Origin of the sequence: Dyadobacter luticola, from assembly GCF_005860805.1 — a bacterium.
Lineage (GTDB): Bacteria > Bacteroidota > Bacteroidia > Cytophagales > Spirosomataceae > Dyadobacter > Dyadobacter luticola.
The window spans coordinates 415,550-441,453 of sequence record NZ_VCEJ01000005.1 but is presented as its reverse complement, the minus strand read 5'-3'; the positions used below and the strand labels follow the sequence as shown (position 1 = coordinate 441,453).

The window sequence follows — 25,904 nt, the reverse complement described above, 5'->3', positions numbered from 1 at the left end:
CTTTTTTATTGGCATCGAATATCTCAGATTCAGGGATTTATCAGTGACCTTTTCTCACCACCTTTACATCCGCCTCAGTTAGCCCTAACGCTGCTACCGCCTCATCGTAATTTTTCCAATTGACATTTGAACTCACCCGACCGTTTGCATTGGCCGCTGGGATAACCAGAACTCTAACTTCTTCAAATGACCGCTTTTTCACTTTCGCCGCAGATGTTCTGTAAATTGGGAAGTATAGTGCATTGCCTTCCACAGCATAGTAATAACCATAGCTAATCGCCTCGTCACTGAAAAGAACAAGTCCTGGTACTGGGAAATAAGCGCCATCATCTTTAAGATACACCTGGAAAACCCCTTTTTCAACACTTTTAATTTCATCTGCGGTAAATCCCGTGAAGAAAGCAGTATCACCAACAACCATATTACCAGCTGTATCCGTCTCAATTTCACCCATAAAAGCGATGATCGAGCCTCCACCGCCGCCACCCGTACCATCCTGGCCATCAGCGCCGGCAGGTCCCGCTGGCCCGGTTGGTCCCGCAGCGCCTGTGTCTCCTTTTGGTCCCACATCACCCTGCTCCCCTTTACAGCTTGCAATGAATGCCACCATTAATGCTACCCAGGCAAAAAGTAATAATTTTTTGAACATAACTGTTAACGTTTAAATTGTGAATTAAAGAAGAAATTGTAAGAGTCGTTACGCAAGCAAAATGTAAAGTGACGAGCATAAAGGCGTTCAAGGCATAAATTATGCAAAAAATATTATTAATCCTTCTGCGCATCCAAAGAATGCCGGGTCGCTTTAAAACCGGTTACTTATTTTTGTAATCCACGAATAACACAAAAATCCAGCAATGCCAGAGGCTTCAATAAAACATCTGATTGTGATAGCCGGACCGACTGCTGTCGGGAAAACCGAACTCTCGATCAGGCTGGCAAAAGCGCTGAACACGGAGATCATTTCGGCAGACTCACGGCAATTTTTTCGGGAACTGAATATCGGTACCGCTAAGCCCAGCGAGGCGGAGCTGGCACAGGTACCGCACCATTTTATCAATTCACATTCCATCAGCGAAAACTACAGTGCAGGCGATTTCGAAAGAGATACATTAAAACTGCTCGAATCGCTTTTTCAGAAATACGATTACGTAGTCATGACGGGAGGTTCCGGACTGTACATTAAGGCAGTTCTGGAAGGACTGGATGACCTGCCGGCACCCCTACCCGGCCTGAGGGAATCACTCACGCAGCGATTGCAGACGGAGGGACTTGCGATTTTGCAAAAAGAAATCAACGTAATTGATCCATCATTTGCGGCTAAAAAAGAAATCATGAACCCGCAGCGGGTTTTACGCGCTTTGGAAGTGTATCATTCCACGGGAAAGCCGATTAGTCAATATCAGCAGCGGGATACCAGGAAGCGGCCATTTTTGGCGCTGAACATTGCCATCGACCGCGACCGGGCAGAATTATATCACCGGATTGATAGTAGGATGGATCAAATGCTGGCCGACGGTCTTGTAATTGAAGCCAAGGATTTGATTGGATACCGGGCGCATCACGCGCTGCAAACAGTTGGTTATAAGGAAGTATACGGATTTCTGGACGGATTATATGACGAAAAAGAAATGATCCGACTTTTGAAACAAAACTCCCGGCGCTACGCGAAACGCCAGCTGACCTGGTTCCGTCACCAGGGAAATTTTAAATGGTTTAATGCGGGTGCATTTGAAGAAATTCTCGACTATGTCAAGTCCGAAATTGCTGCGGCCAAATAAAAAGCAGTTCGTAACCATGCTACGAACTGCTTCTCTAACTGAATAAAACTTAGTCTTCGAGCTCGCGGTAAGCCAGAATCCCACCCACAACGTTTCTCACATTCGTGAAGCCCTGAGATTCCAGATACTGCGCCGCCCGGCCACTTCTGGCTCCCGAACGGCAGTGAATGATGATCTCTTCATCTTTCAAAGGTTCGAGCTCATCCAGACGATCCGGCAGCTCGCCCAGCGGTATCAATGTGGCACCGAGATTATCTTCTTCATATTCATGTTCTTCGCGAACATCGTAAAAGTGAAGGTCTTCGCCTTTATCCAGGCGCTCTTTTAATTCTTCAACTGTGATATCCATGTGATTGAATTTGGTAAAAATCAAATCTATTTAAAAAATAACATCTTTTGCACAAAAGATCGTTTCCCGTCGGTCGCTTTTAAAATGTACATGCCGTCGATCACATTCGTCAATGTAGCTGTCTGTGCGTTTTCTTTCGGAATGATCGTTTCTATCAAATGTCCCTGCACCGAGAATATCTCAATCTTTTTAATGGATTTATTTTGCCAACTAATTTCCCCCTTATTTGGGTTTGGGAAAAAATGTACTTCCTGACTAGCTACCGGCTCATTTCCGGTAACAATCGCCTGCGCTTTTTTGCCAAGATATGGCCGCAGCATAATGTTACCATTTAATGTCGTTTCTTTCGCCCACTCGGTTCCCAGATTATAGTAAACAGAATTTTTACTGAATGTCGAATTACGGTCAAAACCAACTGTCACCGGCTGCTCATTGATTTGCAGCCAGCCTACATAAAAAGTATCCAAAACCGCCACCGGGTTGCTGAATGCGTAATCGATAAATGCATTTCTGCTGGACGCATAGCGCACTGGAACCGACCTTTGGGCGATCATCCGATCGGGCCGGCCATTTTTGTTATTGTAAATTTGAACCGTAAAACTTTGTCCCGAAATATCCTTGTTGAAAGGTACCAATGCCACTCGCACCCCGCCAATCGTGTCCGGTTTTGAAAGTACATATTGAACTGCTACCCTACCCAACTTTTGGTTTACCTGCACCCCGTATTCTGCGCTTCCGTCGTCGTAGGCATAGTAATCCGATAATGTTGTTCGTGCGTAAATCGTATCATTGGTTTTGAGATTCACCTTCGGAATCGTGTCCGTAGTGACGATATAGAATTTCGATAATAAATGCAGACTATCCAATGTTGCAGGGATAGCAGGCGGACTGATCTTGGCCGAAAGTGACTTTGATTTAAGTGATTCTATCAAAATGGATCTCTGTGTAGCTCGCAACAATTCCGTCCCCCGCTGCTCATCAGAAACCGTCAGGACGCTGGTGAGCACATTGAAATTGTTGAAATGATTGACAATATCCGTTCTAAGCGAATCGGCAGTAGCCGCGATCGGATTAACCCTGTACTGTCCCAGCGGCATCGCCGTATATTTCTTCAAAAATGACGTAAGTGGCTTTCTAACAGACACATCAAAGAGATAAGGCTGCTTTACAGACCTTTTATCATTGAGATAAACATAATCCAGATGCCAGGTATCATACGGCCCTGTATTTCTTCCATAAGACCTGAACCTGAATTGAAATGCATCGTGGAAGTAAGCGGCATCTTTAATAGCAATAAACTGCTGATGAAATAATGTATCGACATTATAGCCCAGTTGATTCCAAACCACCACCCAACCATTGGCCTTACTATAAAATTCAAGTTGCAAAAAATCGCTGGAATCGGGCAGTTCCCCCAAACCTTTTGCAGCCCAGCTAAAACTTAGATAAACAGAATCGGCAGCGGCTTTTCCAGCAAGGTTAACAGGCTGAGAAGTAAGTGTATCGGTAAAATTCTGCGTGAGCGGATTTACCAGACTATACGGAATCCCGCCAGCATTCAGCCCATCAAAAGTGGCTACATTCACCGATGGGTGAGAATTTGTGAGCGTGTTATTGACGTAGACACCACTCCCCGGCAGCCAGTAAGCATTGCTCGGTGCCGAAGTTTTGGTGGTCGAAAAGTCGTCAAAGAAAGGTAAGCTGAGTGACGCCCCGATTCTTGCGGGATCCTTAAAATCCTCGGTGGATTCTAAATGCTGTGGAAACTCACCGAGCGGGACAATCCGAAGCTGGGCAAAAGCAGGAATCGACTGAGCCAGGACGAACATCCCGGCAATCAGCAAAAATTGAATATTAATGAAGAAATTTTTATGGCTGTGGTAAACTCGTCTCATTCTCAACTGGTTCGGCGCCCTGCGGTGTTACCCAAAGATCGATTACATCCCCTATTCTCACATTATTACCCGCATCCGGATTTTGTCGCACCACTGAACCAGCCGCCTGACCTTCTTCCGCAGGCACTTCCATTTGCTGCCCGATTTTAAGCCCAGCACCGATAATTGCAATTTTAGCTTCATCCAGCGGCATACCAATCACAGAGGGTGCCTCAAACTGCGCAGTTCCCAATCCCTCGCCGAGTTGCAGGTCAATCCGCGAACCTTTTGCGATAGCCTGTCCCGGCAGGATTTCCTTGCCGTTATACATTTGTTTCAAAACTGCATTCTGCGCCATATCAGGCACATACGAAATATTTCCTTCTTCCAGACCGACGCTTTTCAGCAACATTTGCGCGCTGCGGTGCGTCATATCTGTCAGTTTCGGCATTTTGATCAGCGGCGCCGTGCGCGACACTACCGTCACATATATTTTCCGGCCTTCTTTCACTTTGGAACCTGGCAAAGGATATTGTGAAATAATGGTCAGGGCCGGTGTGTTGGTTACAAATGTGCAGTCCACTTCATAGCGCAGGTCGCGGTCGCCGAGGAATTCTTCCAGTTCCTCCACATTTTTCTTTTTCAAATCAGGTACCGTAATCGCTTCTCCGTGATTGGTCGTGAAAGGCAGATAGACAAAAAAGAACCCGAGAAAAAGGACCACAAGAAGTAAAACGATTATTCCAATATGCGTGAAAAGGTCCTTTCGGGATTGTGTACTTATTTTGGCCATGAATGTAATGCTGCGCGAAAATGATGGTTGGGTAAAAATAAACGTAATATTTCAAGAAGCCAATACACTATACGCGATAAGAACCAAGAATTCTTTGCATGTATTTACCCAGAATATCGAATTCCAGGTTCACCGAATCACCGGCTTTCAGTGAATGAAAATTCGTAAATGAATAAGTATAAGGGATAATAGCCACCCGGAAAGCATGTTCCTGCGAATTGAAAACCGTGAGGCTCACGCCGTTAATGCATATCGAACCCTTCTCCACGGTAATGTTACCTACCGAGCCGTCGTAGTCAAAATCAAACAACCAACTTCCGTCACGCTCCTCCACATTCGTGCAGATACCCGTCTGGTCCACGTGCCCCTGCACAATGTGCCCGTCAAACCGTCCGTTTGCTGGCATGCAGCGTTCCAGGTTTACCTTATCTCCTGTTTTCAGAAGCCCAAGATTTGTTTTCGACAATGTTTCCTCGATAGCGGTCACTTTATAAGTATCAGCTTCTACCGCTACCACCGTCAGGCAAACACCATTGTGATTTACGCTTTGGTCAATTTTGAATTCGGGTACGAGAGAAGATTTCAGTGTAAAAGTCTTATTGGTACCCTCGGTTTCTATATGTACTACTTCCGCGATTGACTCGACAATTCCTGTAAACATGGTTAATTACAATTTTTGAAAGCACTAAGTTACGATTTGTTCGCTACTCTTTCTTTCAACATGTAAGAGGCAAGTGATGTTTACCCCGCGATTACTTTCCAGTTTCATATAGTTTGCGAACTTTGCACCGGTAAAGGAATCCATGTTCACTCCTGAAATCCGCTAATCTCTAATCACCATTCATGAAAAAAGTCCTGTTTATAGATCGTGACGGAACGATCATTGTTGAGCCCAAAACCGATTTTCAGGTTGATTCTCTTGAAAAACTGGAATTCCTGCCAAAAGCAATCTCCAACCTGAGAAAAATTGCGGAAGAAACTGATTATGAGCTGGTAATGGTAACAAACCAGGATGGTTTAGGAACGGATTCTTTTCCGGAGGATACCTTCTGGCCTGCGCAGAACAAAATGCTCAAAACATTGGAGGGTGAAGGTGTACATTTCACGGAGATATATGTTGACAGAAGTTTTCCCGAAGACAACCTTCCGACCCGTAAGCCGGGAATTGGCATGTTAACTTCCTATTTTTCAGAAGAATATGATCTGGCAAATAGCTACGTAATCGGTGATAGACTGACAGATGTGCAGCTTGCTGTGAACCTGGGTGCAAAAGCGATTTTGATTGCCGATGCCGTGCCGGAAAGCGGCATGTCGGATCAGATGAATGTGACTACTTCCTTGATTTCCAATGATTGGGATAACATTTACGAACATTTGAAACTACCTTCCCGCAAAGCTTCTGTTGAAAGAAATACCAAAGAAACGCAGATCAAAGTTGAGCTGAACCTCGACGGCAGCGGCCGGTCCAACATTCACACCGGACTCGGATTTTTCGACCACATGCTCGACCAACTCGCGCGACATTCCGGCGCGGATCTGACAATCCAGGTTGAAGGTGACCTACACATTGACGAACATCATACTATTGAAGATACTGCCCTGGCACTGGGCGAAGCGTATCGCCAGGCACTCGGCGATAAAAGAGGCATCAGCCGCTACGGATTTCTTCTCCCGATGGACGAAGCATTGGCCCAGGTCGCAATCGACTTTTCGGGCCGTCCATGGATTGTGTGGGATGCGGAATTTAAGAGAGAAAAAATCGGTGAAATGCCGACAGAAATGTTCTTTCACTTTTTTAAATCATTCTCAGATACCTCTTTGTCGAACCTGAACATTAAAGTGGAAGGACAAAACGAGCACCACAAGATCGAGTCAATTTTTAAAGCATTTGCAAAAGCCATCAAAATGGCGGTTAAGCGTGATCTGAAAGCCCTGGACTTCATGCCTTCCACAAAAGGTGTACTTTAATTTTTTCCCAGCCAAGCCGACCTTGGCATTTTTTAGCTATTTTTGTTACCGTTAAGTCGAAAACCAACTGCGTATTTTTATGTTCATGACCATTATAATGATCGCTTTTTACATTGTTTTACTCGGCTCCGCTTTCCTGGTGGGACGTTGGTTGGAAAACAATGAGAAGAACTGGAAAGTCAATAAATAAGAAAAACGAAAGGAACATTTTACGTTGTGAATGTTCCTTTTCTGTTTTTAAAACAAAGCATACATTGTTCAGAACGCTCTGCCTCATACTGCTTACGACCTTTCTCATCTGTAAAGCCACAGGTGTTGCGGGTCTTTTGCTGGCGAAGCAAAAAGCTTCCGTGACTTGCGAGTCGGGCACCTGTGACAATGAAAACGAAGAAACCGAGGTTGAAAAAATCGGTGACGATCAGTTACTGACCTCGCACTCACTGGATTTTGGCAAATGCTGCTTAGCCATTCCGCTTAAAAACGCCTTCTCTTTCACAAACCAGTTCCAAAGCGAGACTTTCTATAAGCTCCTTTCTCCCCCACCGGAACTGATCTGATTTCCCGTTAAAGTTTATTTCAAGGTTTGCCCCGTCGGGACATTTCGTCTTGCGCCGCGCATTAACCTGTATGTTTTATTCTCAATTTTTTCAGAAATCATGATCAGATCTTATAATCAGTTATTTGTCAATAATAAAAAATGGGTAGCCGAAACCACCGCCGCTAACCCCGACTTCTTCACCAATCTTGCCAACGGTCAGAGCCCCAAATTTCTCTGGATTGGCTGCTCCGACAGCCGCGTACCCGCCAACGAAATTACCGGCACCCAGCCGGGCGATATTTTCGTACACCGCAACATTGCCAACATGGTGATCCACACGGATATGAGCATGCTCAGCGTGCTCGATTATTCGGTGAATGTGCTGGGCGTTGAACATATCATTGTGTGCGGCCACTACGGCTGCGGCGGCGTACTTACCGCGATGGGCAACAAGCAAGTGGGCCTGATCGACAATTGGTTACGCCACATTAAAGATGTATATAGACTGCATCAGGCGGAACTGAATGCAATCGCCGATCCGAAAGAAAGATCAAACCGGCTTGTCGAATTGAATGTGCAGGAACAAGTCCGCGACCTTGCGAAAACTTCTATTGTACAAAATGCCTGGCTAAACGGAAAACCGCTGCTGGTGCACGGACTGGTCTATGATGTTGCAAATGGCATTTTAAATGACCTCGGCTTAACCACCGACAGCAACTCGGACATGGAGGACGTATATCGTCTCGAAACCGCGCAGATTGTGTAGCACATTCAGCAAGCAACTCCTATTTTTTGATCCTTTCGAACCAGTCGTATGTCACTGAAAAAAAATCATTGGTTATCCAATATGAAGTACGACTTTCCCTCCGGGCTGGTCGTGTACCTGGTTGCATTGCCGCTCTGCCTGGGGGTAGCGCTTGCATCCACCGGTCGCTCCGACCTGTTGTTTTCGGGCATTATCGCCGGCGTGGTCGGCGGGATTGTCGTGGGTTCGATCAGCGGCTCGGCGCTCGGTGTGGCGGGGCCAGCCGCTGGTTTGGTCGTGATTGTGCTTAGCGCGCTCGAAACGCTAGGCAGCTTCGAGGCATTTTTGCTGGCAGTGGTATTGGCCGGCGTTTTGCAGGTGATCGCCGGGTTTCTCAAAGCCGGTATTATTGGCTACTATTTTCCCTCGTCAGTGATCAAAGGAATGCTGGCCGCGATTGGTATTACATTGATTTTGAAAGAAATACCCCACGCTTTTGGCTACGATGCCGACTTCATGGGCGACGAAGCTTTCGACCAGAAGGACGGACAAAATACATTCACTGAACTTTACAGATCGGTCAGGTATAGCAGCACGGGCGCGATGATCATTTCGGGAATTTCACTTGCGATGCTGATTCTTTTTGATAAACCTTTCATTAAACGCATTCAATTTTTCCGGTACGTGCCGGGTGCATTGTTTGTGGTTTTGACCGGTATTGCACTTAATCTGGCATTCTCGGCTTGGTTTCCTGCGTGGACATTATCGGGAGATCATTTGGTTCAACTGCCGGTTGCCTCTAATGCTTCCCAGTTTTTCAGCTTTTTTAAAACCCCCGACTTTTCAGCATTCACAAGAGTTGAAGTATACACCATCGCCGCCACACTCGCGATCGTGGCCAGTCTGGAAACATTACTTTCGGTAGAAGCGACAGACAAGCTCGACCCTTTCAAACGCGACACGCCAACCAACCGGGAGTTAATCGCGCAAGGAATCGGGAACATGGTTTCGGGACTGATCGGCGGCTTGCCTGTAACCCAGGTAATTGTGCGGAGTTCTGCCAACATTGATTCCGGCGCGCGGACACAGATGAGCACCATCATTCACGGCTCGATTTTGCTGCTTTCCGCGGTTTTCATTCCGCATTTTCTCAATCACATCCCGCTGGCTTCTTTGGCCGCCGTGCTTTTGGTAGTGGGTTATAAGCTGTCCAAATTTTCGCTCTACCAGGGCATGTACCGGCTTGGAAAAGAGCAGTTTATACCATTTATCGTCACCATCATCGCCATATTAAGTACCGATCTTTTAAAAGGAATTGCCATCGGGATGGTGGTAGCTATTTATTTTATTTTGAAGAAAAATTCGCAGCATTCTTATCAATACATCAAAGAAAAACACCGCGACGGGGATGTGGTAACATTGATCCTTTCAGAAGAAGTTACATTCCTGAACAAAGGTAGTATCAGTACCACGCTGGAAAATTTACCGGAAGGCGTGACGGTGGTCATCGACGGCAGCAGGTCGCTGAACATTGATTATGACGTGCTCGAAATCATTCAGGATTTCAAGAAACATTCGGCACCGCTACGGAACATCCGGGTTGAAACAAAAGGGATTAACGAAGTGTACGTGGTAGGCGGACATTAAAAAAAACCACATTCCGCAATGAGCTGAATGTGGGCAAACATTGTAATAAATTGACTAGCAGGTTATTATTCTTTTAATGCTACCGCTGTTTCAAACGTTGGATCAGCATATCATTAAATGTACGTTCAGCCTTATACAATTCGATCACTTGACTGGCAGAAATTACTTTTAAAAATTTACTTTGATACTCTTTTTCAAGATCAAGGTCTTTTTGTTTTAAATCCTGCACCTCTTTCAGATTATCCAAAACCTGGTCATCTGTTTTTCCTTCTGCCTTTTTATTATTGATAATCTGGCGCTGTGCACGGTGAATTTCTCTACGTTTCTGGGAATATTCATTATAAACCGGCCAGAAACCTGTCGATTGTTCAGGCGTCAGGTTCAGGCGATTGGTAATGATAGCCACTTTTGCATCCTGGATCTTCTTGATTTCTTCTTCGGAACGGCGCTGTGCCTGAGCGGTAGTTACTGCGCCCAGCGCGATGATCAGGATGGCAAAAATGTTCCGATATTTTCTAAAATTAAATGTTAAGTTCATTTCTCTGTTCGTGTTAGGGTACTTATATGGTTTCCTGCGCGGAAACAGTTTCCTGCAACTGCTGGCGAAGAAACTCGTCATCCAGCCCATCCAGGTAATACAATACGGTTGAATCCGTATCAAATGCTTTCTGAACTACTTTATGCTCGCTCAGATCGTAGTAACTGATATTTTCTTCTTCCAGATAATTAATGATCGATGCATTGCTCACATTGCTCAGCGGCTCCTGCCCCAGCGATCCCTGACGCTCAGGTACAGTCACCCACACCAGCACCAAAATCAGCGCCATAGCCGAAACCAAGCCAGTCCAACGTTGCCACGACCAATCCAAAACCGGTCGGCGCGCTGGCTCAGCAGGAATTCTTGACTGAATGATCTGAGGCAGCTTATCAAAGTAATCTTCGGGTACAGAAAAGGGAACTTCCCTTTTGAGATCCTCTAACCGTATCCGTTTCTTTTCCATGATTGTTTATATTTCCGAGCTTTCAGGGTTTTGACCAAAGTAATTGTAAATGGTTTAATCGGTATCGTTTAAAAAATCCTCTATTTTTTTTGTAGCCCAATGATATGAGGCTTTTAGCGCGCCGACGGAAGTTCCGGTGATCTCTGAAATTTCCTCGTACGGCAGATCTTCAAAATATTTGAGGTTAAAAACGAGCCGCTGCTTTTCCGGTAATTTTAATAAAGCCTTCTGCAATTTCAGCTGGATCGCATCGCCGCTTACATCCGGATCAGCTTCCAGTTTTTCGCTTAACTCATTTTCAACATCATAAATCGGCACAAAAAATTTCCTTCTCTTTTTATTGAGAAAATTGATGGCCTCGTTACTCGCAACCCGGTAAAGCCAGGTATACAATTTCGAATCGCCGCGAAAATTTTCAAGTGCTGTCCAGGCTTTGATGAACACATCCTGGGTAATGTCATTGGCATCGTCATGATCCACCACCATTTTCCGCACCAGCCAATATACCTTTTGCTGATACTTGCGCACCAGCTGGTTGAACGCGTTCCGGCGCGTGTCGGGATTCTCAAAAAGTGCTAATAATTCCTCGTCAGACATTCAATCGTACTAACTTGATACTTGATCCCGGTTCAAAATCCCCTCCGTACTTCCCCTCCAAATCCGGGATCAATGCAAACCAATAATAGTTTAATTTTTATTTCAGGCCAAATAAATTAAGTCCTGCGAAAGCAAAACCAATGTTTCACTTTCAGCAGGACTTAAAGAAATGATGCCATCCCGAAAGAATGACGTATGTTATCCTGATTATTTTCTTGCGATAGCACGTTTCGCTGCTTCCACAATGTGCTTCGCAGTCAAACCGTATTTTTCAAGAAGCTGAGCAGGTGTGCCGCTTTCGCCGAAGCTGTCGTTTACCGCAACATACTCCTGAGGCGCCAGTTTGTGTTTTACCAAAACCTGTGCAACACTGTCGCCCAAGCCACCAATGCGGTTGTGCTCCTCGGCAGTTACCACGCAGCCTGTTTTTTCTACCGATTTCAGAATTGCTTCTTCGTCCAACGGCTTGATTGTGTGGATGTTGATGATCTCAGCATTGATACCCTCAGCTTCCAACATTTCGCCAGCCTGGATCGCTTCCCACACCATGTGGCCCGTCGCAAAAATGCTGACATCCGTACCTTCATTCACCATCCACGCTTTTCCGATCTCAAATTTCTGATCAGGATCCGTGAAAACTGGAATTACCGGACGTCCGAAACGCAGGTAAACGGGTCCTTCATATTCCGCGATCGCGATCGTGGCTGCTTTGGTCTGGTTGAAATCGCAAGGGTTGATCACGGTCATGCCAGGCAACATTTTCATCATACCCAAATCTTCCAGGATCTGGTGCGTCGCGCCGTCTTCACCCAATGTAAGACCTGCGTGGGATGCGCATATCTTCACATTTTTGTTGGAATAAGCCACACTCTGGCGGATCTGGTCATACACGCGGCCAGTCGCGAAGTTGGCGAATGTGGTAGCGAAAGGAATTTTCCCGCCGATCGTCAAACCAGCCGACAAACCGATCATGTTCGCTTCCGAAATACCGCATTGAATAAAACGCTCCGGATTTTCCTTGATAAATGGTTCCAGTTTTAGAGAACCTACGAGGTCAGCGCAAAGTGCAACAACATTCGGGTTCTGTTGTCCGAGCACGTGCATGCCTGCACCGAAGCCCGAGCGGGTATCTTTCTTTTCAGTGAAAGTGTATTTTTTCATTTCTGTATAAAGTCGTTTATGAAACCAGGGTTGATATGAACCTCAGTTTTGTTTGAATTAATAGTCTCCCAAAGTTTCTTCCAACTGGCCCAGCGCAGCTGCCAATTGTTCATCATTTGGCGCAACACCGTGCCATTTGTGGCTTCCCATCATGAAATCAACCCCGAAGCCCATACCGGTATGGAGCAAAATCAGGATTGGGCGACCATGTCCCAGACGGCTTTTCGCTTCGTAAAGACCTTTCAGCACGGCAGCCATATCATTACCTTCTTCAATCGAGATCACTTCCCAGCCGAATGCTTCGTATTTTTTACCCAAATCACGGTTGTTCATTACTTTCACCGTCGGCCCGTCAATCTGCTGACCGTTCAAGTCGATGAATGCGATCAGGTTGTCGACCTCGTGGTGGGGTGCAAATCCTGCCGCTTCCCAAACCTGGCCTTCCTGCTGCTCGCCATCGCCCATCAGCACATATACGTGGCCTTTATCATTGTTCAGTTTTTTAGCCATCGCCGCGCCCAATGCTACCGAAAGTCCCTGTCCCAGAGAACCGGAAGCAATGCGGATACCTTCCAGGTGTTCGTGGGTGGTAGGGTGACCTTGCAGACGTGAATCCAGCTTACGGAATGTAGCCAGCTCAGCCACAGGGAAATACCCGCGGCGGGCCAGTACGCTATACCAAACCGGAGAAATATGTCCATTGGAAAGGAAGAAAAGGTCTTCATCCGTTCCGTTCATGTCAAACACAGGTTTACCGTCCTGCTCTTTCAATTTAAGGCGCTCAAAGTACAGGGCCACAAGTAATTCCGTGCAACCCAGTGAGCCGCCCGGGTGTCCCGACTGGCAGCCGTGTACCATCCGTACAATGTCACGGCGAACTTGCGAAGCAACCTTTTCTAATTGTTCAATTTCCATTTTTCTTTTCTATTGAGATGTTTGGTACGCTGTTGTTATAAACTATTCCGAAACTATAAATGTCTGCTTATTAGCTGGTTCAACATTAAGCTTTATTGCTGAATAGTGCCAAGAATTTGATCAGTGTGGTGTTTTGATTGGACCTTTCCAATGATTTCTTCAATCACCCCGTTTTCATCAATAACGAAAGTGGTTCGGTTGGTTCCCATATAGGTATGCCCAAAAGTAGTCTTCTCTCCCCACACGCCGTAGGCTTCCACCATCGCGTGCTCGGTATCTGCCAGCAAAGGAAAGGGGAGTTTATATTTTTTAATAAATTTTTGATGAGTTTTTTCATCGTCCACGCTTACTCCCAGCACTTTATAACCCTTTTTCAAGAGTAACTTGTAATTATCCCGCAAGTTGCAGGCTTGTGTGGTGCAGGTGGGGGTGTCGTCTTTGGGATAAAAATAAAGGACTACCTTTTTCCCTTTGAAGTCCGACAGCTTGACAATCTTTCCGTCTTGATCTTTTGCAGCAAATGCAGGCGCATTATCACCGGCTTGAAGTACCATATTCTATCTTTTGCGTTTTTTGACCTTCTTACGGACAACAACCGGATCGACCAATTCTGTTCGCAAGATAGTACTATTTCCCGCCCTGTCCGTCACTTCTACTACGACCTCGCCGTCAAACGGTATGCTATCGTCCAGTTTCTCAGACCAGATAAAACCTTTTTTATAATCATAATTTAACAAAACCCACTCCCCGCCGACCGTCGCCTTAAAGTGGTCGATACCCGAAGTGTTATCCCCGATAAAGCCTGTGATCCGGTTTTTGCTATGTTCTACCAGCCGCAATTTCGGAGGTAATGTATCGGCCAGTGTCACAAATGTGCCCAGTTCCCGCGTGTCAAACTGGATCTGATCTTCATTCCAGACACCGCCGAGGAAACGGTAGTAGCCGTCGAGATAGCGGTACATGTGCGTCCTGTCTTTATTTTCAGGTGCTTTTTCCGGTGTGAAGGTAATCGCAATGTTATCATTCAAAGCAATGCCGCGGTTGTTGATCGTCAGTGCATTGAAATTTCTCTGACCGGTTAGAAACAACGTGTCGAACAAGCTGGTGTTCTTGAAATCCACCGACCATTTTTCCGCTTTATAGGAAGAAGCGGTTCCAGGTAAAATCTGACTCCGCAGGAATGTTTTTACGATCGTATTATTGATTTTTACAGAATCAGGGCGGTATTCTCTCAGATCAGTCAGGAAAATGGCCGATTCGCCAGCGTATAAATCGGGCGTCTTTTTAATTTCTTTTCCCTCAACAAAATAGGTCGCGAAAGGCATTGAGCTCCGGTAATATTTGGCTTTCACGATCAATGTGTTTTCCTGCACGTCTGTCAGCACATACTCGGGATTTACCTCTTTATCAAAAACCGGCACCAGCGGATTTGGAACTTCGCCTTTTATGCTGAAAACCAGCTCCGAAGCATTTTCGTAGGAATCGGATATGCGGATCCGTACCTCGTGGCTCAATGTATCCGTAATGTTGAGCTTGCCTTTGTAGAGGTCGGTTTTGTATAGATTAAAATTATTGCCGTCGGGTACGTAGCATCTCAGGTAACGCTGCCCGGTTTGCTGCTCGGTCTGGTAATCGATGAGGTTGTTGTAATCGCGGGTTAATGTGCTCGGAAAAATTTCCATGTTGTAAGAAAACAACTCGCGCCCATCCATCTTGATCTCAATACATTGCAACCCATACCGAAACCCGGTGCCTGTCATCTGATCGTGCGCAACCAAATCTATCCCGACTAACCCCGTGGCAGTGACTGTATCTTTCAGTTTGTAAGAACCGTCAGCCTGCTTCACCGGCGAGTAAACTTTCCGATCGAACTGCCCACTTACCCGACCATTGATATCCATCGGCCGGATCGCCAGATTCACGAACTTCGGCGGCGTCACATCTTTGATTTCGTTAAAACCAAAATACAGCGGGTTCAGATAATTGTTATTCGAATCCCGGATCTCAAAATGCAAATGCGGCCCCGCCGAGCCGCCCGTATTTCCCGAAAGTGCAATCAGTTCCCCTTTCCTGAAAGCGTACTTACCTTCTTCCGGAAAGAGCTCTATTTCAAATGTTTGCTTCTTATATTGTTCTTCGCGCACATACGCCGCCAGTGACGGGCTGAACTTTAATAAATGCCCGTAAACCGAAGTTTGACCATTTGGATGACGCAGGTAAATCACATTACCATAACCAGTACGCTGTACCGCCACTTTATACACAAAACCCTCAGCAGCAGCATATACCGGCAAACCTTCCCGCTGCTCCGTCCTGATATCCAATCCGGCATGAAAGTGATTGCTGCGCAAGTCGCCCAGGCCGCCAGCCAGCGAGTTGGGTAGCCCCGGCCGGATCGGAAATTGGTAGTAACCTTTGGGATAAGTCAGTTTTTGGGCAAATGAATGTGGCAATGCGCCCGCCAGGCCAAGTACAAACAGAACAGACCGGACGATTGTCCGAAGATAGTATTGCATGAAAAAGTGTATGGATTTCGGTGTCAGGACCGCGGTTGAAGAATACGGTTTATCTAACGAACAATTCCAGCATCTTCTTGCCTTCAATCGACGCCGTGAGCTTGTCGCCAATGTTCACTGCGGAAACCCCTTTGGGCGTACCGGTAAAAATCAGGTCGCCTTTTTTGAGCATAAAATATTTTGAAACAAAGGAAATCAGGTAGTTAATCCGATAAAGCATCATGGAAGAATTACCATTCTGGCGCGTTTCACCATTTACATCCAGGCTGAAATTCAAATTTTGGATGTCTTCAAAATCACTCACCGGCACAAATTCCGACACCGGCGCAGAGCCATTAAATGCTTTCGCCAGCTCCCAGGGCAAACCTTTGGCTTTCAATTGCGATTGGAGGTCGCGGGCTGTAAAATCAATCCCTACGCCAATTTCATCATAATATTTGTGCGCAAACCGCTCCTCAATGTTCTTTCCAACCCGGTTGATCTTGATCACCAGCTCCACTTCATGGTGCACATCCTTGGAAAAATCGGGATAGAAAAACGGCTCTCCCAAGCGGATCTGAGCGGTTTCGGGCTTTAAAAATATCACAGGGGCATCTGGTTTCTCGTTATTCAGCTCTGCGATATGCTCCGCATAATTCCGGCCGACACAAATAATTTTCATTGAAATCTGGAAGATTAAACTGGATGAATGTCAGCGGCAAAACTAACTGTTAACCTTTCAGCCGCATAATATTTAGGACAATTTTTCGCTTCAAAAAGGAGTTGGGTACATAGCAATGCAATACCCGAAAAAGCCCGCCCTATGTTTTCAGGAAGATATTCTCACTATTTTTGAAGTAACCACTGTGTCATTACAAAGCGTGCGCATGAACAAGCGGATTTTCCTTTCTATTTTTTCAATCACCTGCATTATCCTTCTTCAAACCCTGTCTTCCTGCGACACGCTCAGGAAAACGCCCGAAAAGTCTGCCTCCCGAAAATCGGGTCAGCGGCCTACATTAATGTCGAGAAGAGCACCTGCCAAAGCTCCCGCCCGCAGGCCTGCCCCTGCTCGCAGAACTACGCCAGCTGCCTCAAAACCAACCTATTCCCGCCCGACAAACACCTCTGCCGACATTCCCGAAGTGGTGGAAGTCGCACGAACTTACACCGGCACGCCTTATCGTTCCGGCGGCAATGATAAAAACGGCATCGATTGTTCAGGACTGATATGTTCGGTTTACTCTGAGATCGGCGTGAAAGTACCGCGGATTTCCTGGCAACAATCGGAATTCGGGCAGGAAGTGAGCAAGCTGGAAGATATCCGCGCGGGCGACTGGTTGTTTTTCGTCCCCGAGGCGGGTAAGGAAGGTTATGTGTCTCACGCTGGCATTGTTACCGATGTCCGCAACACGCAGGAAATTATTTTTATCCATGCCTCAACTTCACGTGGAGTTCGTGAGGATAATCTTTTTTCTACGTACTTTAAAGGTAGGTTCGTGAAGGCCATGCGGCCTTTCTGAGCTTTTACTCAAAACCCTTAAATCCGCAGGTGCAAGCCGTACTCAACCCTCCCCCGCCGACAACCGGAAAAGCCGTCGCCATCGAAGAAAGCCCGGGCATTCCAGTTTACATTTACGCCACCGTTTTTGCCTCATTTTGCGTTATCACCGGATTGATCTGGGATATCTGCTGGCATTTGAGCATTGGTCGCGACGGACTTTTATCACCGCCGCATTTGGTCATTTACCTCGGCGCAGTCGTTTCCGGATTGTTCTCCGGTTACGAAATTTTAAGAAAAACATTCTGGGGAAGCGCGCAGGAAAAGGCCAAAAGTGTCAAGATCTGGGGCTTTTTTTACAGCTCGCTCGGATCATTGTTCTGCGTCTGGGGCGCATTATCCATGCTTACTTCCGCACCTTTCGACGACTGGTGGCACAATACCTACGGTCTCGACGTCACCATTCTTTCACCGCCGCACACTGTGCTGATTTTGGGCATTATCGGCATACAATTTGGCGCAATGATCAGTGTGATTGCGGTTAAAAATCAGATCCGCTTTTTCCGGAACATTCATTTTAACAATCACAAAAACCTGGACAAGGTGCTTTTCTGGCTCTTTGCACTCTCTGCTGGATTTTTGCTAACCATCTGGTACACATTGATTTCAGAAGAACTGGGCCGCATGCGCACCCATCGTTCCAGCTTTTATATTTTTGCCGGAGCAGCTTTTCCGATTTTAATGATGGCGGTCGGGAAGGCCGTTTCGCACAAATGGGCCACTACCGCCGTCGCGGCTGTTTACACCGTATTGATGCTGGGAACATTGTGGATCATCCCCTTATTCCCCGCCGAGCCCAAACTCGGTCCGATTTTGAATCATTTCGATCACTATCAGGGATTTCAATTTCCGCTTTTACTGATCATTCCCGCCATCGTCATCGACCTGCTTAGAAACCGATTTGCCTACCTGAATGATTGGAAACTGACGCCCATTTTTGCCTGCGCTTTTCTGCTGGTCTTCTTTGTAGTTCAATGGTATTTCGGCGCATTTCTGATGGAATCGCCTTACGCCAGGAACTGGATTTTTGGCAGTCACTATTGGTATTTCGGCAACAGTCCCGACTGGCAGTACCGGTACAAATTCGGCCCGTGGATGGTCGAAAGCACGCCTGATTTATTGAAAGGCTTAGGTATTGCATTGATCGCCACATTGATTTCTACAAGAATCGGTTTGGCCTGGGGAAACTGGATGTATAAAATTCAACGATGAAAAAGCTGCTTCACACTCTCTTTTTTGCGGCAGCGGCCCTCGCGATCGCTACCGGAAATGTTTTTGCGCATGTCGGCAGTGCGGGCGTCCAAATGCAGGGACAGGCGGGACCCTACAAAGTTTTGGTCAGCGTCGAGCCCCCGGATGTGATTCCGGGAACGGCCAATGTTACTGTTTTCATTGAAAACGGTTTCGCCAAAAAAGTCTCCGCGCGACCAATTTATTTTTACTCGGGCGACCAAGGCGCCCCTACCGCCGACGACCTGCCTCCGGTACCCGGACAAACCAGTCAGTTTAAAGGCATTGTGTGGCTGATGCAATCGGGTTCTTCGAGCGCGCAGATTTTGATTGAAGGCGATCAGGGAAAAGCAGAGCTGATTGTACCCATTGCCGCGGTATCCACTGCCGAGCGGGCGATGCCCAAAGAACTCGGTATCGGGCTTAGCATTCTCGGACTTTTGTTGTTTTTATTAATGATCACGACCATCGGCGCGAGTGTAAGCGACGGGCTTTTGAAACCGGGGGACGAGCTCAGCGGCGCACAGAGGCGGAAACGGTGGATTAATATGGGCATCGCGGCGATACTTTGCACATTGATTTTGTACGGTGGAAGCAGCTGGTGGGATAGCTGGGCATCCGAGTATAAGCAGTGGCTTTACAAACCATTGAAAGGCGATGCGAATGTGAGTATCCGGAATGACCAGCGCGTTTTTCAACTCAAAATCGACACGACCGGCTTTGCAGAGCGCAGGCGCGGCAGCATGCTCAGCACCTTAATCCCCGATCATGGAAAATTAATGCACACGTTCCTGGTAAGAACGCCCGGACTGGACGCTTTCGCCCACATTCACCCCGAGCGGAAGGATAGTACTACTTTTGAAGCTTATCTACCCAAATTACCTGCTGGCAAATATTTGGTTTATTCTGATATCGTCCAGTTTTCCGGTTTTGCTGAGACCATTGTAGATACCCTGGAAATCCCGGCACAAAAAGAGGAGGTACCTTTAAATGTTACCGCGCAGGAAGATACCTATGTAATAACCGACCCAATGGATGCCCCCGGCAGGATCCCGCTGGACGACAATGTGGTAATCTGCGGCAAGCCAGGCACCAAAACCGTTTTCAGCGACGGCTCGTACGCAATCTGGGAAGGCAAGCCGGACAAAGCGCTGGAAGCTGGAAAACCCTACCAGCTCAATTTTGAAATATATAATCCAGACGGAAGTCCCTGCTTCCCCGAGCCTTATCTTGGTATGACCGGCCACGTGGCAGTGATGAAATCCGACGGCTCCGTATACATTCATTTACATCCGACCGGCTCTTACGCCATGGCGGCAGAAAAGACTTTTAAAAACCGGATCGCCGATACTGCCAAGGTCGTGCAAAAACCAACCCCAGCCATTTTCAGGGATAGTGTTGACAAGCAAATGGCGCGGCTCAATGCGATGCCGATGATTGAAAGGGAGCAATTCCTGATGACCGAAATGGGCATGTATGATGCCAGCGGCCAGGGAATGTCGGGCATGGAACACGGCAACCGGATCTCATTCCCCTACGCATTCCCGAAAGGTGGCCGCTACCGGATCTTTTTGCAAGTCAGGAGGAATGAAAAAGTCCTGACCGGCGTATTTGACGCGCGGGTTTCCGACCTGGTCACACTGTAATATTTGGTTTAAAAAAGCTCCAAAATCTTTTGGTAACTCAACTCCTTGTAATCGTTTACATAAAGGTTGCAGGGAGGAAGTTCTTCTTTGGTATGTGAACTGAGCACGCCTACCACCCGCATTCCGGCATTCAGCCCGGCGGTTACGCCTGAAAATGAATCTTCAAAAACGACACATTGTGCCGGCTCCAAACCGAGATTGGCCGCTGAGGTAAGGTAAACTTCGGGATCTGGTTTATGCTTTTTAACATTTTCACTGGCAAGGATGGAGCCTAGCCAGTCTTTAATCGGCACTTTACTGAGGATCAGTTCCAAATTTAAAAGTGGTGCCGAAGTAGCGACGCCGAGTTTTACACCATTTTCGTACAAATCCTGCATAAAGGGCACAATGCCTGCAATCGGCTCAACGTACGGCTCATAGATTTCACGGAAAAGACTTTCCTTTTCATCTTCCAGCAGCAAAAGTTCTTCGCCTTCCACTACCCGGTTCAAAAAGTGGCTCAGGATGTAGCTATTGCTTTTTCCAAACATGTGCTGGGCAAAATCTTCATCCGTCGGAGCAAGGTTTCTTCTTGAAAAAAACTCCCGGAAAGCCCTGGAATGGTACGGATTGGTATGACAGATCACCCCATCCATATCGAAAATTACAGCGATATCATTTTTCATTTTGTAAAACTAAACATTGAAATAGCTTCCCTCACACAAACGGTTTAGATTTGTCTGCATGGGTACATCTAATCTTACAAGACTATGTAACTTTTTTACCTATTATAGGAATTTGCATTGTTATTGTATTAAATTTACCATAGCAGCATTCGAATTTTACTACTTCACTGCCCCGAAAATTGCGGGAATCGCGATTGACACCCTTACCCCATCAGAATTTGTTTAATTAATTGTAGTGTATGAATGAGTTAGAACGGATTAACAATGGAAGCGGAAACGAGGCCGTTGCTAAAAAAAACAAGAACCTGAACTCGGTTGAAGTTTATGATCAGTTCGGAGCGATGGCGTACGGTATCATTTTACAGATCATTCCGCAGCCGCATTTAGCACAGGAGGTTTTGGTCAATGTATTTTCATCACCACAATTACAATCGTGCAACAGTTATCCTTTTTCGTTTGCGGTTTGCGTGATCAAGCTGGCGAGGGCAAAAGCGGTGGAAGCAAAGCGGAAGCTGAATGCATTGGTGCCTGTGGACGAGGACTTTTCGGCCTCTTTGGATTCAACATCGCCCCAGGCTATTTTTGATCTTGCGTTCCGTCAGGGATTTACGCCCGATGAGGTTGCAGGAAAGCTCAACATTACCAAATCGGAGGTACTTCGCAGCTTCCATGAATTTTTCAAATCTTACAGAAATCTCTAACCAATACGCACATTGAGAACGCAGGAATTTATTGAAAGTGGGATTTTAGAAGCTCACGTAATGGGGTTTACGAATCGGGAGGAGCAGGAGCAGGTTAGACAAATGATGCTGGTTGACCGTGAACTTGAAACTTACGTGGCTGATCTTGAAGCAGATATGAGAGGTTATTTTGCGGAAGATGCAGTAATGCCACCTGCTGTAGTACGCGAGCTGATCGAGTTACGGAGCCAGCGGGAGAAAAAAGAAAAGCATCAGTTTGACGACAAAACCAGTGATAGCCAATATCTCAATGTCGAGGTAAATGATACGCATATCAAAGTTCACAAAAACTGGCGGCCGGCATTTATCGCTGTTTTTATTTTATCAAAGATTTTCCTCATCGCAGGACTTTATTTTTACTTCAAATCCGTAAGTCAGCAGGAGGAACTTCAAAGGCTGAAAACTCAGATAGAGCACATTAAGTAAAACAATATAAATATTTGCCAAAAGCCGGGACGTCGCAAGACATTCCGGCTTTTGTATTTTCAGGTAATACCGTTAAAATCTTCGTAAAAAAATTTTCGATTTCGCCCCGTTACCAAAGCCAGATCGGTCCGTATAGGTTAGTAAGAATCATTATATTTGTTTAAAACCACTATAAAAATGAAGGACAAAGAAAGAATAAGTAACCTGGAAGAGTTGATGGCGGAAGCTTTGATGAAGCTGGACAGCGTAGCTGCAAATCAGGAAAACTTCGCGGCTAATCAGAGCAAGCTCACTGCGAGCATGTTAGATCTCACCAAGGTTGTAAGACGAAATTCCTCCGACATCGAAATGATCAAGGAAACGATGGCAACAAAGGAGGACTTAGTTGGTCTGGCAACGAAGGCGGATCTAGTTGGCTTTGCTCAGAAAGAGGACCTTATTGGCTTTGCTAAGAAAGAGGACCTTGCTGGTTTGGCCAGTAAAGAAGACCTCATTGACTTTGCTAAGAAAGAGGACCTTGTTGGTTTGGCCAGTAAAGAAGACCTCATTGGCTTTGCTAAGAAAGAGGACCTTGTTGGTTTGGCCAGTAAAGAAGACCTCGTTGGCTTTGCTAAAAAAGAGGACGTTGTTGGTTTGGCCAGTAAAAAAGACCTCATTGACTTTGCTAAGAAAGAGGACCTGGTTGGTTTGGCCAGTAAAGAAGACCTCATTGGCTTTGCTAAGAAAGAGGACCTTGTTGGTTTGGCCAAGAAGGAAGAAGTGTCTACCAAAGAAGGTCTCAACAATTTGTTTGAAGCAATGATGAATCGGTTTGACAGGATGGAAGCTCGCATGGATGGCATGCAGCAAGATATTAATGTCACCAAAGAAGACATCAATGTCTTAAAGAATCGTTAGTATCATCCAAAAATCAACGTTCCTCTAAATTTAAAAACCCCTTATATGTTCCCTTTTCGCGTAGGCCAGGGCTACGATGTTCACCAGTTGGTTGAAGGCCGGCCGTTTTGGCTTGGCGGAATTTTGATCCCGCACACTCACGGCGCCAAAGGTCACTCGGATGCGGATGTTGTATGTCACGTCATGTGCGATGCCTTGCTGGGCGCGGCGAATCTTCGGAATATTGGTTATCATTTTTCGGATAAAGACCCGCGGTGGAAAGGCGTCGATAGCAAGGTTTTATTGGCAAAAGTGCTTGAGATGATCCGTGAAAAAGGTTTTGAAGTCGGGAATGTGGATGTGACGGTGGTGCTGCAAAACCCGAAACTCAACCCGCACATTCCGGCGATGAAAACATGCCTGGCGGAGGTAAGCGGCATTTCGGAAGAAGATATTTCAATTAAAGCAACTACTTCCGAGCATTTGGGATTTGTGGGCCGGGAGGAAGGGATAGCCGCACATTGCGTGGCGCTGATTTACAAAAAAGACCATTTCGATTTGAAATAAAACACTACCTAAATCCCTGCACAACATTCCATGAAAAAACCATTACTCTTCGCGACATTCCTCACAATCCTTTCCATCGGCTGCCGGGCGCAGGAACCTTCACAGGTGACCCAGCCGCTTGGTTTTGAAGAATATGATCCGATTTCAACATTAAAAGTCGCCGAGCATCGGCTCAAAAGGGCGAAGTTTCCATTTATCGACGTCCACAATCACCAATACCAAATGCCGACCCAAAATCTCAAAGAACTGGTGGCGCAAATGGATAGCCTGAACATGGGGATCATGGTGAATTTGAGCGGTAGGGGTTGGTCGCAGGAGTGGAGTGAAGGTACGGCAACATTAAAGGGCTCGCTTGAAAATGTTGCCAAGAATGAGCCGAAACGTATCGCCGTTTTTACCAACATTCAATTCAAAGGCTTCGGTGAAAAAGACTGGACGGCAAGAGCGGTGAAGCAGCTGGAAGAGGATGTAAAAATGGGCGCGAAAGGCTTGAAGATTTATAAAAATTTGGGTTTTAGCGGCATCAGGGATGACAAGGGAAACCGTGTGCCGGTCAGTGATGCCCGGTTGCAGCCGGTCTGGCAAAAATGCGGCGAGCTGGGCATTCCGGTTTTGATACATACCGCCGACGTGCCTTCATTCTGGGACCCGATGGACCGCTACAACGAGCGCTGGCTTGAACTGAAAACGCATCCGGGACGCAAGAGAGGTAAGGATGAAATCCCGTTTGATTCGCTGATTGCAGAGCAGCACCACATTTTTAAAATGAATCCCAAAACCACATTCATCAATGCGCACATGGGCTGGTACCCCAACAACCTGAAAAAGTTGGACAGCCTGATGGTCGTTTTCCCGAATATGTATGTGGAGATCGGCGCGGTGATTGCAGAATTGGGCAGGCAGCCGCGTACTGCGAAGAAGTTTTTTGATAAATACCAGGATCGGGTGCTTTTTGGAAAAGACAGCTGGGTTCCTTCCGAGTATGCTACCTACTTCCGGGTTTTAGAGACCGAAGATGAATATTTCCCCTATCACAAAAAATACCATGCATTCTGGCGAATGTATGGTATGGGGCTCTCTGATGAGGTTTTGAAAAAACTCTATTATAAAAATGCTTTGAAGATCATTCCTGGATTGGACAAGAGCCTTTTCCCAAAATAGTGATCATTTGAATGCTTTCGCTTCCTTAATAACCGACCGGTACTCAGCCTTATCCAGGCATTTCTTGTAATAATCTTTGGCCTTGTTTTTGTTACCCGCACGCGCCGCGATTCTGGCAAGTCCGGCGTAGGCCAGCGCATGATATTCCTTGGTATACTGGTCATCGTGAGGGATTTTCAGCGCCAGCAAATATTCCTTTTGGGCCGCGGCGTCATTTTTTCCGCTTTTTTCTTCCACAATTCCCTGGAAAGTGTGCGTGGCAATTGGGTAGAAACCCGTCGTGATCTTTTTTAGGCCGACAATCCCTTTCTCGGCAGGTTCGTATTTGCCCGACAAAACCAGAGCTTCCGTGCTTTTCATCAAATAAATCGGGTTTTTTGGATACAAATCGACCAGCTTATCCATATAGAAAACCGCCTTTTCGGGCTTCATTTCATATTTGAGATAAATGTGCGAAATGTAGTAGCAAGCTTCCGCCTTTGTGATCGTGCCCACTTTCGTAGCATTATCGATCTGCTTCAAGCCCAATGCTTTATCTCCGCTTTTAAAGAAAACCAGCAGCGGTTTCACGATCGGGTGTTCTTCGGGATATACCTCGACATAGTAATTATACATCCCGGAAGTGAAGTAGAATTCCGGATTTTTATTGATCAGTTTTAAGCCTTCTACAAAAGCATTATACGCCTTTTTCCCCTCCCCGGCCGCATTCAGCATTTCACCCCGATAATTGTAAATCATCGCCATGTATCCCCGTGCTACCATCGTGTAAAAAACCGCCTCGGGATCAAGGCTATTTTTGCCAAATTTCTTATTGATCGCTTCAAGGCAGAGGTCGAGCTTCTGGATATATTCTTTGGATTTTGCAGGATTGTCTTTGATCGGCAGATACTTCCAGTAAAGGATAAAAGATTCCAGAATGTACGAAACGGGGTGATTGGGGTACTTTTTCTCAACCTGGCCCATGATCTGCTCAGCTTCGTCGAACTCGTAATTATAGATTTTATCCAAGGTATTCTGAACGTTCTTTAACGAAGCAGGATCATTCAGTAACTGGGCTTTTGAACTTGAAAACGAGAGGATTGAAAAGAACAAAAAAAGCAAGCGTAACGTATTTTGCATGGCCAAGACTATTAACTCAAAATGGTTTGGTGGTATCCCAACTGAACAGTAG

General features: G+C 46.3%; 28 protein-coding genes. 13 read left to right on the top strand and 15 right to left on the bottom strand.

Annotation, left to right across the window (positions count from 1 at the left end; all coding sequences use genetic code 11):
* Positions 1–40 precede the first annotated feature (40 nt).
* Entirely contained in the window at positions 41–649 is a 609-nt protein-coding gene (locus FEN17_RS20910) for a collagen-like triple helix repeat-containing protein (RefSeq protein ID WP_138367334.1), read from the bottom strand.
* A gap of 205 nt (positions 650–854) precedes the next feature.
* Here FEN17_RS20910 and miaA point away from each other — a divergent pair, with 205 nt between their 5' ends.
* On the top strand, positions 855–1,778 hold the full coding sequence (gene miaA, locus FEN17_RS20905) for a tRNA (adenosine(37)-N6)-dimethylallyltransferase MiaA (protein WP_138367333.1): 924 nt from the start codon (positions 855–857) through the stop codon (positions 1,776–1,778).
* Positions 1,779–1,827: 49 nt separating this feature from the next.
* Here the strand turns inward: miaA and FEN17_RS20900 are convergent, their stop codons facing one another.
* The 4 genes from FEN17_RS20900 to FEN17_RS20885 form a co-directional block, all read right to left on the bottom strand.
* Complete coding sequence (locus FEN17_RS20900; protein WP_138367332.1) at positions 1,828–2,127, bottom strand: rhodanese-like domain-containing protein; 300 nt, start codon at positions 2,125–2,127, stop codon at positions 1,828–1,830.
* Positions 2,128–2,153: 26 nt separating this feature from the next.
* Positions 2,154–4,022: a T9SS type A sorting domain-containing protein gene (locus tag FEN17_RS20895; protein WP_138367331.1), complete on the bottom strand. Its 1,869-nt coding sequence runs from the start codon at positions 4,020–4,022 to the stop codon at positions 2,154–2,156.
* Positions 3,997–4,794, bottom strand: coding sequence for a PASTA domain-containing protein (locus FEN17_RS20890; RefSeq protein ID WP_138367330.1), 798 nt, complete (start codon positions 4,792–4,794; stop codon positions 3,997–3,999). The genes FEN17_RS20895 and FEN17_RS20890 overlap by 26 nt, the downstream gene beginning before the upstream one ends.
* A gap of 67 nt (positions 4,795–4,861) precedes the next feature.
* Positions 4,862–5,455: a riboflavin synthase gene (locus tag FEN17_RS20885; protein WP_138367329.1), complete on the bottom strand. Its 594-nt coding sequence runs from the start codon at positions 5,453–5,455 to the stop codon at positions 4,862–4,864.
* 182 nt (positions 5,456–5,637) lie between these two features.
* Between FEN17_RS20885 and hisB the strand changes: the two genes are divergently transcribed.
* From hisB to FEN17_RS20865, 4 genes are all read left to right on the top strand, one after another.
* Positions 5,638–6,762, top strand: coding sequence for a bifunctional histidinol-phosphatase/imidazoleglycerol-phosphate dehydratase HisB (hisB, locus tag FEN17_RS20880; RefSeq protein ID WP_138367328.1), 1,125 nt, complete (start codon positions 5,638–5,640; stop codon positions 6,760–6,762).
* A 254-nt stretch (positions 6,763–7,016) separates the two neighbouring features.
* The gene (locus tag FEN17_RS20875) at positions 7,017–7,319 is read left to right on the top strand and encodes a hypothetical protein (protein ID WP_138367327.1); all 303 of its coding nucleotides are present in this window, start codon (positions 7,017–7,019) and stop codon (positions 7,317–7,319) included.
* Positions 7,320–7,418: 99 nt separating this feature from the next.
* Positions 7,419–8,066: a carbonic anhydrase gene (locus FEN17_RS20870; protein ID WP_138367326.1), complete on the top strand. Its 648-nt coding sequence runs from the start codon at positions 7,419–7,421 to the stop codon at positions 8,064–8,066.
* 81 nt (positions 8,067–8,147) lie between these two features.
* Positions 8,148–9,692, top strand: a complete 1,545-nt coding sequence (locus FEN17_RS20865; protein WP_229208928.1) for a SulP family inorganic anion transporter — start codon at positions 8,148–8,150, stop codon at positions 9,690–9,692.
* 79 nt (positions 9,693–9,771) lie between these two features.
* Here FEN17_RS20865 and FEN17_RS20860 read toward each other — a convergent pair whose 3' ends face one another.
* The 8 genes from FEN17_RS20860 to FEN17_RS20825 all read right to left on the bottom strand — a co-directional run bounded on the left by FEN17_RS20860 (position 9,772) and on the right by FEN17_RS20825 (position 16,543).
* Positions 9,772–10,230: a hypothetical protein gene (locus tag FEN17_RS20860; protein WP_138367324.1), complete on the bottom strand. Its 459-nt coding sequence runs from the start codon at positions 10,228–10,230 to the stop codon at positions 9,772–9,774.
* 22 nt (positions 10,231–10,252) lie between these two features.
* Entirely contained in the window at positions 10,253–10,693 is a 441-nt protein-coding gene (locus FEN17_RS20855) for a hypothetical protein (RefSeq protein ID WP_138367323.1), read from the bottom strand.
* A gap of 54 nt (positions 10,694–10,747) precedes the next feature.
* Positions 10,748–11,290: an RNA polymerase sigma factor gene (locus tag FEN17_RS20850; RefSeq protein ID WP_138367322.1), complete on the bottom strand. Its 543-nt coding sequence runs from the start codon at positions 11,288–11,290 to the stop codon at positions 10,748–10,750.
* 207 nt (positions 11,291–11,497) lie between these two features.
* Complete coding sequence (locus FEN17_RS20845) at positions 11,498–12,451, bottom strand: transketolase family protein (protein ID WP_138367321.1); 954 nt, start codon at positions 12,449–12,451, stop codon at positions 11,498–11,500.
* A 57-nt stretch (positions 12,452–12,508) separates the two neighbouring features.
* Positions 12,509–13,366 carry a transketolase gene (locus FEN17_RS20840; RefSeq protein WP_138367320.1) on the bottom strand — a complete coding sequence of 286 codons (858 nt, stop codon included), beginning with the start codon at positions 13,364–13,366 and terminating at the stop codon, positions 12,509–12,511.
* A gap of 92 nt (positions 13,367–13,458) precedes the next feature.
* The gene (gene bcp, locus FEN17_RS20835; protein ID WP_138367319.1) at positions 13,459–13,920 is read right to left on the bottom strand and encodes a thioredoxin-dependent thiol peroxidase; all 462 of its coding nucleotides are present in this window, start codon (positions 13,918–13,920) and stop codon (positions 13,459–13,461) included.
* A gap of 3 nt (positions 13,921–13,923) precedes the next feature.
* On the bottom strand, positions 13,924–15,882 hold the full coding sequence (locus FEN17_RS20830) for a M23 family metallopeptidase (protein ID WP_138367318.1): 1,959 nt from the start codon (positions 15,880–15,882) through the stop codon (positions 13,924–13,926).
* A gap of 49 nt (positions 15,883–15,931) precedes the next feature.
* Complete coding sequence (locus tag FEN17_RS20825) at positions 15,932–16,543, bottom strand: fumarylacetoacetate hydrolase family protein (protein ID WP_138367317.1); 612 nt, start codon at positions 16,541–16,543, stop codon at positions 15,932–15,934.
* Positions 16,544–16,727: 184 nt separating this feature from the next.
* On the opposite strand from FEN17_RS20825, the gene FEN17_RS20820 reads away from it, so the two are divergent.
* From FEN17_RS20820 to FEN17_RS20810, 3 genes are read left to right on the top strand one after another with little or no spacing between them, the layout of a single operon-like run.
* Positions 16,728–17,384 carry a C40 family peptidase gene (locus tag FEN17_RS20820; protein WP_310589775.1) on the top strand — a complete coding sequence of 219 codons (657 nt, stop codon included), beginning with the start codon at positions 16,728–16,730 and terminating at the stop codon, positions 17,382–17,384.
* A gap of 29 nt (positions 17,385–17,413) precedes the next feature.
* Positions 17,414–18,634: a hypothetical protein gene (locus FEN17_RS20815; RefSeq protein WP_229208927.1), complete on the top strand. Its 1,221-nt coding sequence runs from the start codon at positions 17,414–17,416 to the stop codon at positions 18,632–18,634.
* Entirely contained in the window at positions 18,631–20,298 is a 1,668-nt protein-coding gene (locus FEN17_RS20810) for a DUF8832 domain-containing protein (RefSeq protein ID WP_138367315.1), read from the top strand. The genes FEN17_RS20815 and FEN17_RS20810 overlap by 4 nt, the downstream gene beginning before the upstream one ends.
* 8 nt (positions 20,299–20,306) lie before the next feature.
* On the opposite strand, the gene FEN17_RS20805 is transcribed toward FEN17_RS20810, so the two are convergent.
* The gene (locus tag FEN17_RS20805) at positions 20,307–20,963 is read right to left on the bottom strand and encodes an HAD family hydrolase (RefSeq protein ID WP_138367314.1); all 657 of its coding nucleotides are present in this window, start codon (positions 20,961–20,963) and stop codon (positions 20,307–20,309) included.
* Between the two features lie 239 nt (positions 20,964–21,202).
* Here FEN17_RS20805 and FEN17_RS20800 point away from each other — a divergent pair, with 239 nt between their 5' ends.
* The 5 genes from FEN17_RS20800 to FEN17_RS20780 all read left to right on the top strand — a co-directional run bounded on the left by FEN17_RS20800 (position 21,203) and on the right by FEN17_RS20780 (position 24,733).
* Positions 21,203–21,664 carry an RNA polymerase sigma factor gene (locus FEN17_RS20800; protein ID WP_138367313.1) on the top strand — a complete coding sequence of 154 codons (462 nt, stop codon included), beginning with the start codon at positions 21,203–21,205 and terminating at the stop codon, positions 21,662–21,664.
* 12 nt (positions 21,665–21,676) lie between these two features.
* Positions 21,677–22,129 carry a hypothetical protein gene (locus FEN17_RS20795; protein WP_229208926.1) on the top strand — a complete coding sequence of 151 codons (453 nt, stop codon included), beginning with the start codon at positions 21,677–21,679 and terminating at the stop codon, positions 22,127–22,129.
* 177 nt (positions 22,130–22,306) lie between these two features.
* Positions 22,307–23,026, top strand: coding sequence for a hypothetical protein (locus FEN17_RS20790; RefSeq protein ID WP_138367312.1), 720 nt, complete (start codon positions 22,307–22,309; stop codon positions 23,024–23,026).
* Positions 23,027–23,071: 45 nt separating this feature from the next.
* A complete protein-coding gene (ispF, locus tag FEN17_RS20785) occupies positions 23,072–23,572 on the top strand; it encodes a 2-C-methyl-D-erythritol 2,4-cyclodiphosphate synthase (RefSeq protein ID WP_138367311.1) in 501 nt (166 codons plus the stop codon).
* A 30-nt stretch (positions 23,573–23,602) separates the two neighbouring features.
* Complete coding sequence (locus FEN17_RS20780) at positions 23,603–24,733, top strand: amidohydrolase family protein (protein ID WP_138367310.1); 1,131 nt, start codon at positions 23,603–23,605, stop codon at positions 24,731–24,733.
* Positions 24,734–24,736: 3 nt separating this feature from the next.
* Here FEN17_RS20780 and FEN17_RS20775 read toward each other — a convergent pair whose 3' ends face one another.
* On the bottom strand, positions 24,737–25,852 hold the full coding sequence (locus tag FEN17_RS20775; RefSeq protein ID WP_138367309.1) for a tetratricopeptide repeat protein: 1,116 nt from the start codon (positions 25,850–25,852) through the stop codon (positions 24,737–24,739).
* Positions 25,853–25,904: the final 52 nt, after the last annotated feature.

Excerpts from the sequence above, each read along its gene's own strand:
- FEN17_RS20910 (WP_138367334.1), bottom strand. The coding sequence starts at position 649 with ATGTTCAAAAAATTATTACTTTTTGCCTGGGTAGCATTAATGGTGGCA.
- miaA (WP_138367333.1), top strand. The coding sequence starts at position 855 with ATGCCAGAGGCTTCAATAAAACATCTGATTGTGATAGCCGGACCGACT.
- FEN17_RS20900 (WP_138367332.1), bottom strand. The coding sequence starts at position 2,127 with ATGGATATCACAGTTGAAGAATTAAAAGAGCGCCTGGATAAAGGCGAA.
- FEN17_RS20895 (WP_138367331.1), bottom strand. The coding sequence starts at position 4,022 with ATGAGACGAGTTTACCACAGCCATAAAAATTTCTTCATTAATATTCAA.
- FEN17_RS20890 (WP_138367330.1), bottom strand. The coding sequence starts at position 4,794 with ATGGCCAAAATAAGTACACAATCCCGAAAGGACCTTTTCACGCATATT.
- FEN17_RS20885 (WP_138367329.1), bottom strand. The coding sequence starts at position 5,455 with ATGTTTACAGGAATTGTCGAGTCAATCGCGGAAGTAGTACATATAGAA.
- hisB (WP_138367328.1), top strand. The coding sequence starts at position 5,638 with ATGAAAAAAGTCCTGTTTATAGATCGTGACGGAACGATCATTGTTGAG.
- FEN17_RS20870 (WP_138367326.1), top strand. The coding sequence starts at position 7,419 with ATGATCAGATCTTATAATCAGTTATTTGTCAATAATAAAAAATGGGTA.
- FEN17_RS20865 (WP_229208928.1), top strand. The coding sequence starts at position 8,148 with ATGAAGTACGACTTTCCCTCCGGGCTGGTCGTGTACCTGGTTGCATTG.
- FEN17_RS20860 (WP_138367324.1), bottom strand. The coding sequence starts at position 10,230 with ATGAACTTAACATTTAATTTTAGAAAATATCGGAACATTTTTGCCATC.
- FEN17_RS20855 (WP_138367323.1), bottom strand. The coding sequence starts at position 10,693 with ATGGAAAAGAAACGGATACGGTTAGAGGATCTCAAAAGGGAAGTTCCC.
- FEN17_RS20850 (WP_138367322.1), bottom strand. The coding sequence starts at position 11,290 with ATGTCTGACGAGGAATTATTAGCACTTTTTGAGAATCCCGACACGCGC.
- FEN17_RS20845 (WP_138367321.1), bottom strand. The coding sequence starts at position 12,451 with ATGAAAAAATACACTTTCACTGAAAAGAAAGATACCCGCTCGGGCTTC.
- FEN17_RS20840 (WP_138367320.1), bottom strand. The coding sequence starts at position 13,366 with ATGGAAATTGAACAATTAGAAAAGGTTGCTTCGCAAGTTCGCCGTGAC.
- bcp (WP_138367319.1), bottom strand. The coding sequence starts at position 13,920 with ATGGTACTTCAAGCCGGTGATAATGCGCCTGCATTTGCTGCAAAAGAT.
- FEN17_RS20830 (WP_138367318.1), bottom strand. The coding sequence starts at position 15,882 with ATGCAATACTATCTTCGGACAATCGTCCGGTCTGTTCTGTTTGTACTT.
- FEN17_RS20825 (WP_138367317.1), bottom strand. The coding sequence starts at position 16,543 with ATGAAAATTATTTGTGTCGGCCGGAATTATGCGGAGCATATCGCAGAG.
- FEN17_RS20810 (WP_138367315.1), top strand. The coding sequence starts at position 18,631 with ATGAAAAAGCTGCTTCACACTCTCTTTTTTGCGGCAGCGGCCCTCGCG.
- FEN17_RS20805 (WP_138367314.1), bottom strand. The coding sequence starts at position 20,963 with ATGAAAAATGATATCGCTGTAATTTTCGATATGGATGGGGTGATCTGT.
- FEN17_RS20800 (WP_138367313.1), top strand. The coding sequence starts at position 21,203 with ATGAATGAGTTAGAACGGATTAACAATGGAAGCGGAAACGAGGCCGTT.
- FEN17_RS20790 (WP_138367312.1), top strand. The coding sequence starts at position 22,307 with ATGAAGGACAAAGAAAGAATAAGTAACCTGGAAGAGTTGATGGCGGAA.
- ispF (WP_138367311.1), top strand. The coding sequence starts at position 23,072 with ATGTTCCCTTTTCGCGTAGGCCAGGGCTACGATGTTCACCAGTTGGTT.
- FEN17_RS20780 (WP_138367310.1), top strand. The coding sequence starts at position 23,603 with ATGAAAAAACCATTACTCTTCGCGACATTCCTCACAATCCTTTCCATC.
- FEN17_RS20775 (WP_138367309.1), bottom strand. The coding sequence starts at position 25,852 with ATGCAAAATACGTTACGCTTGCTTTTTTTGTTCTTTTCAATCCTCTCG.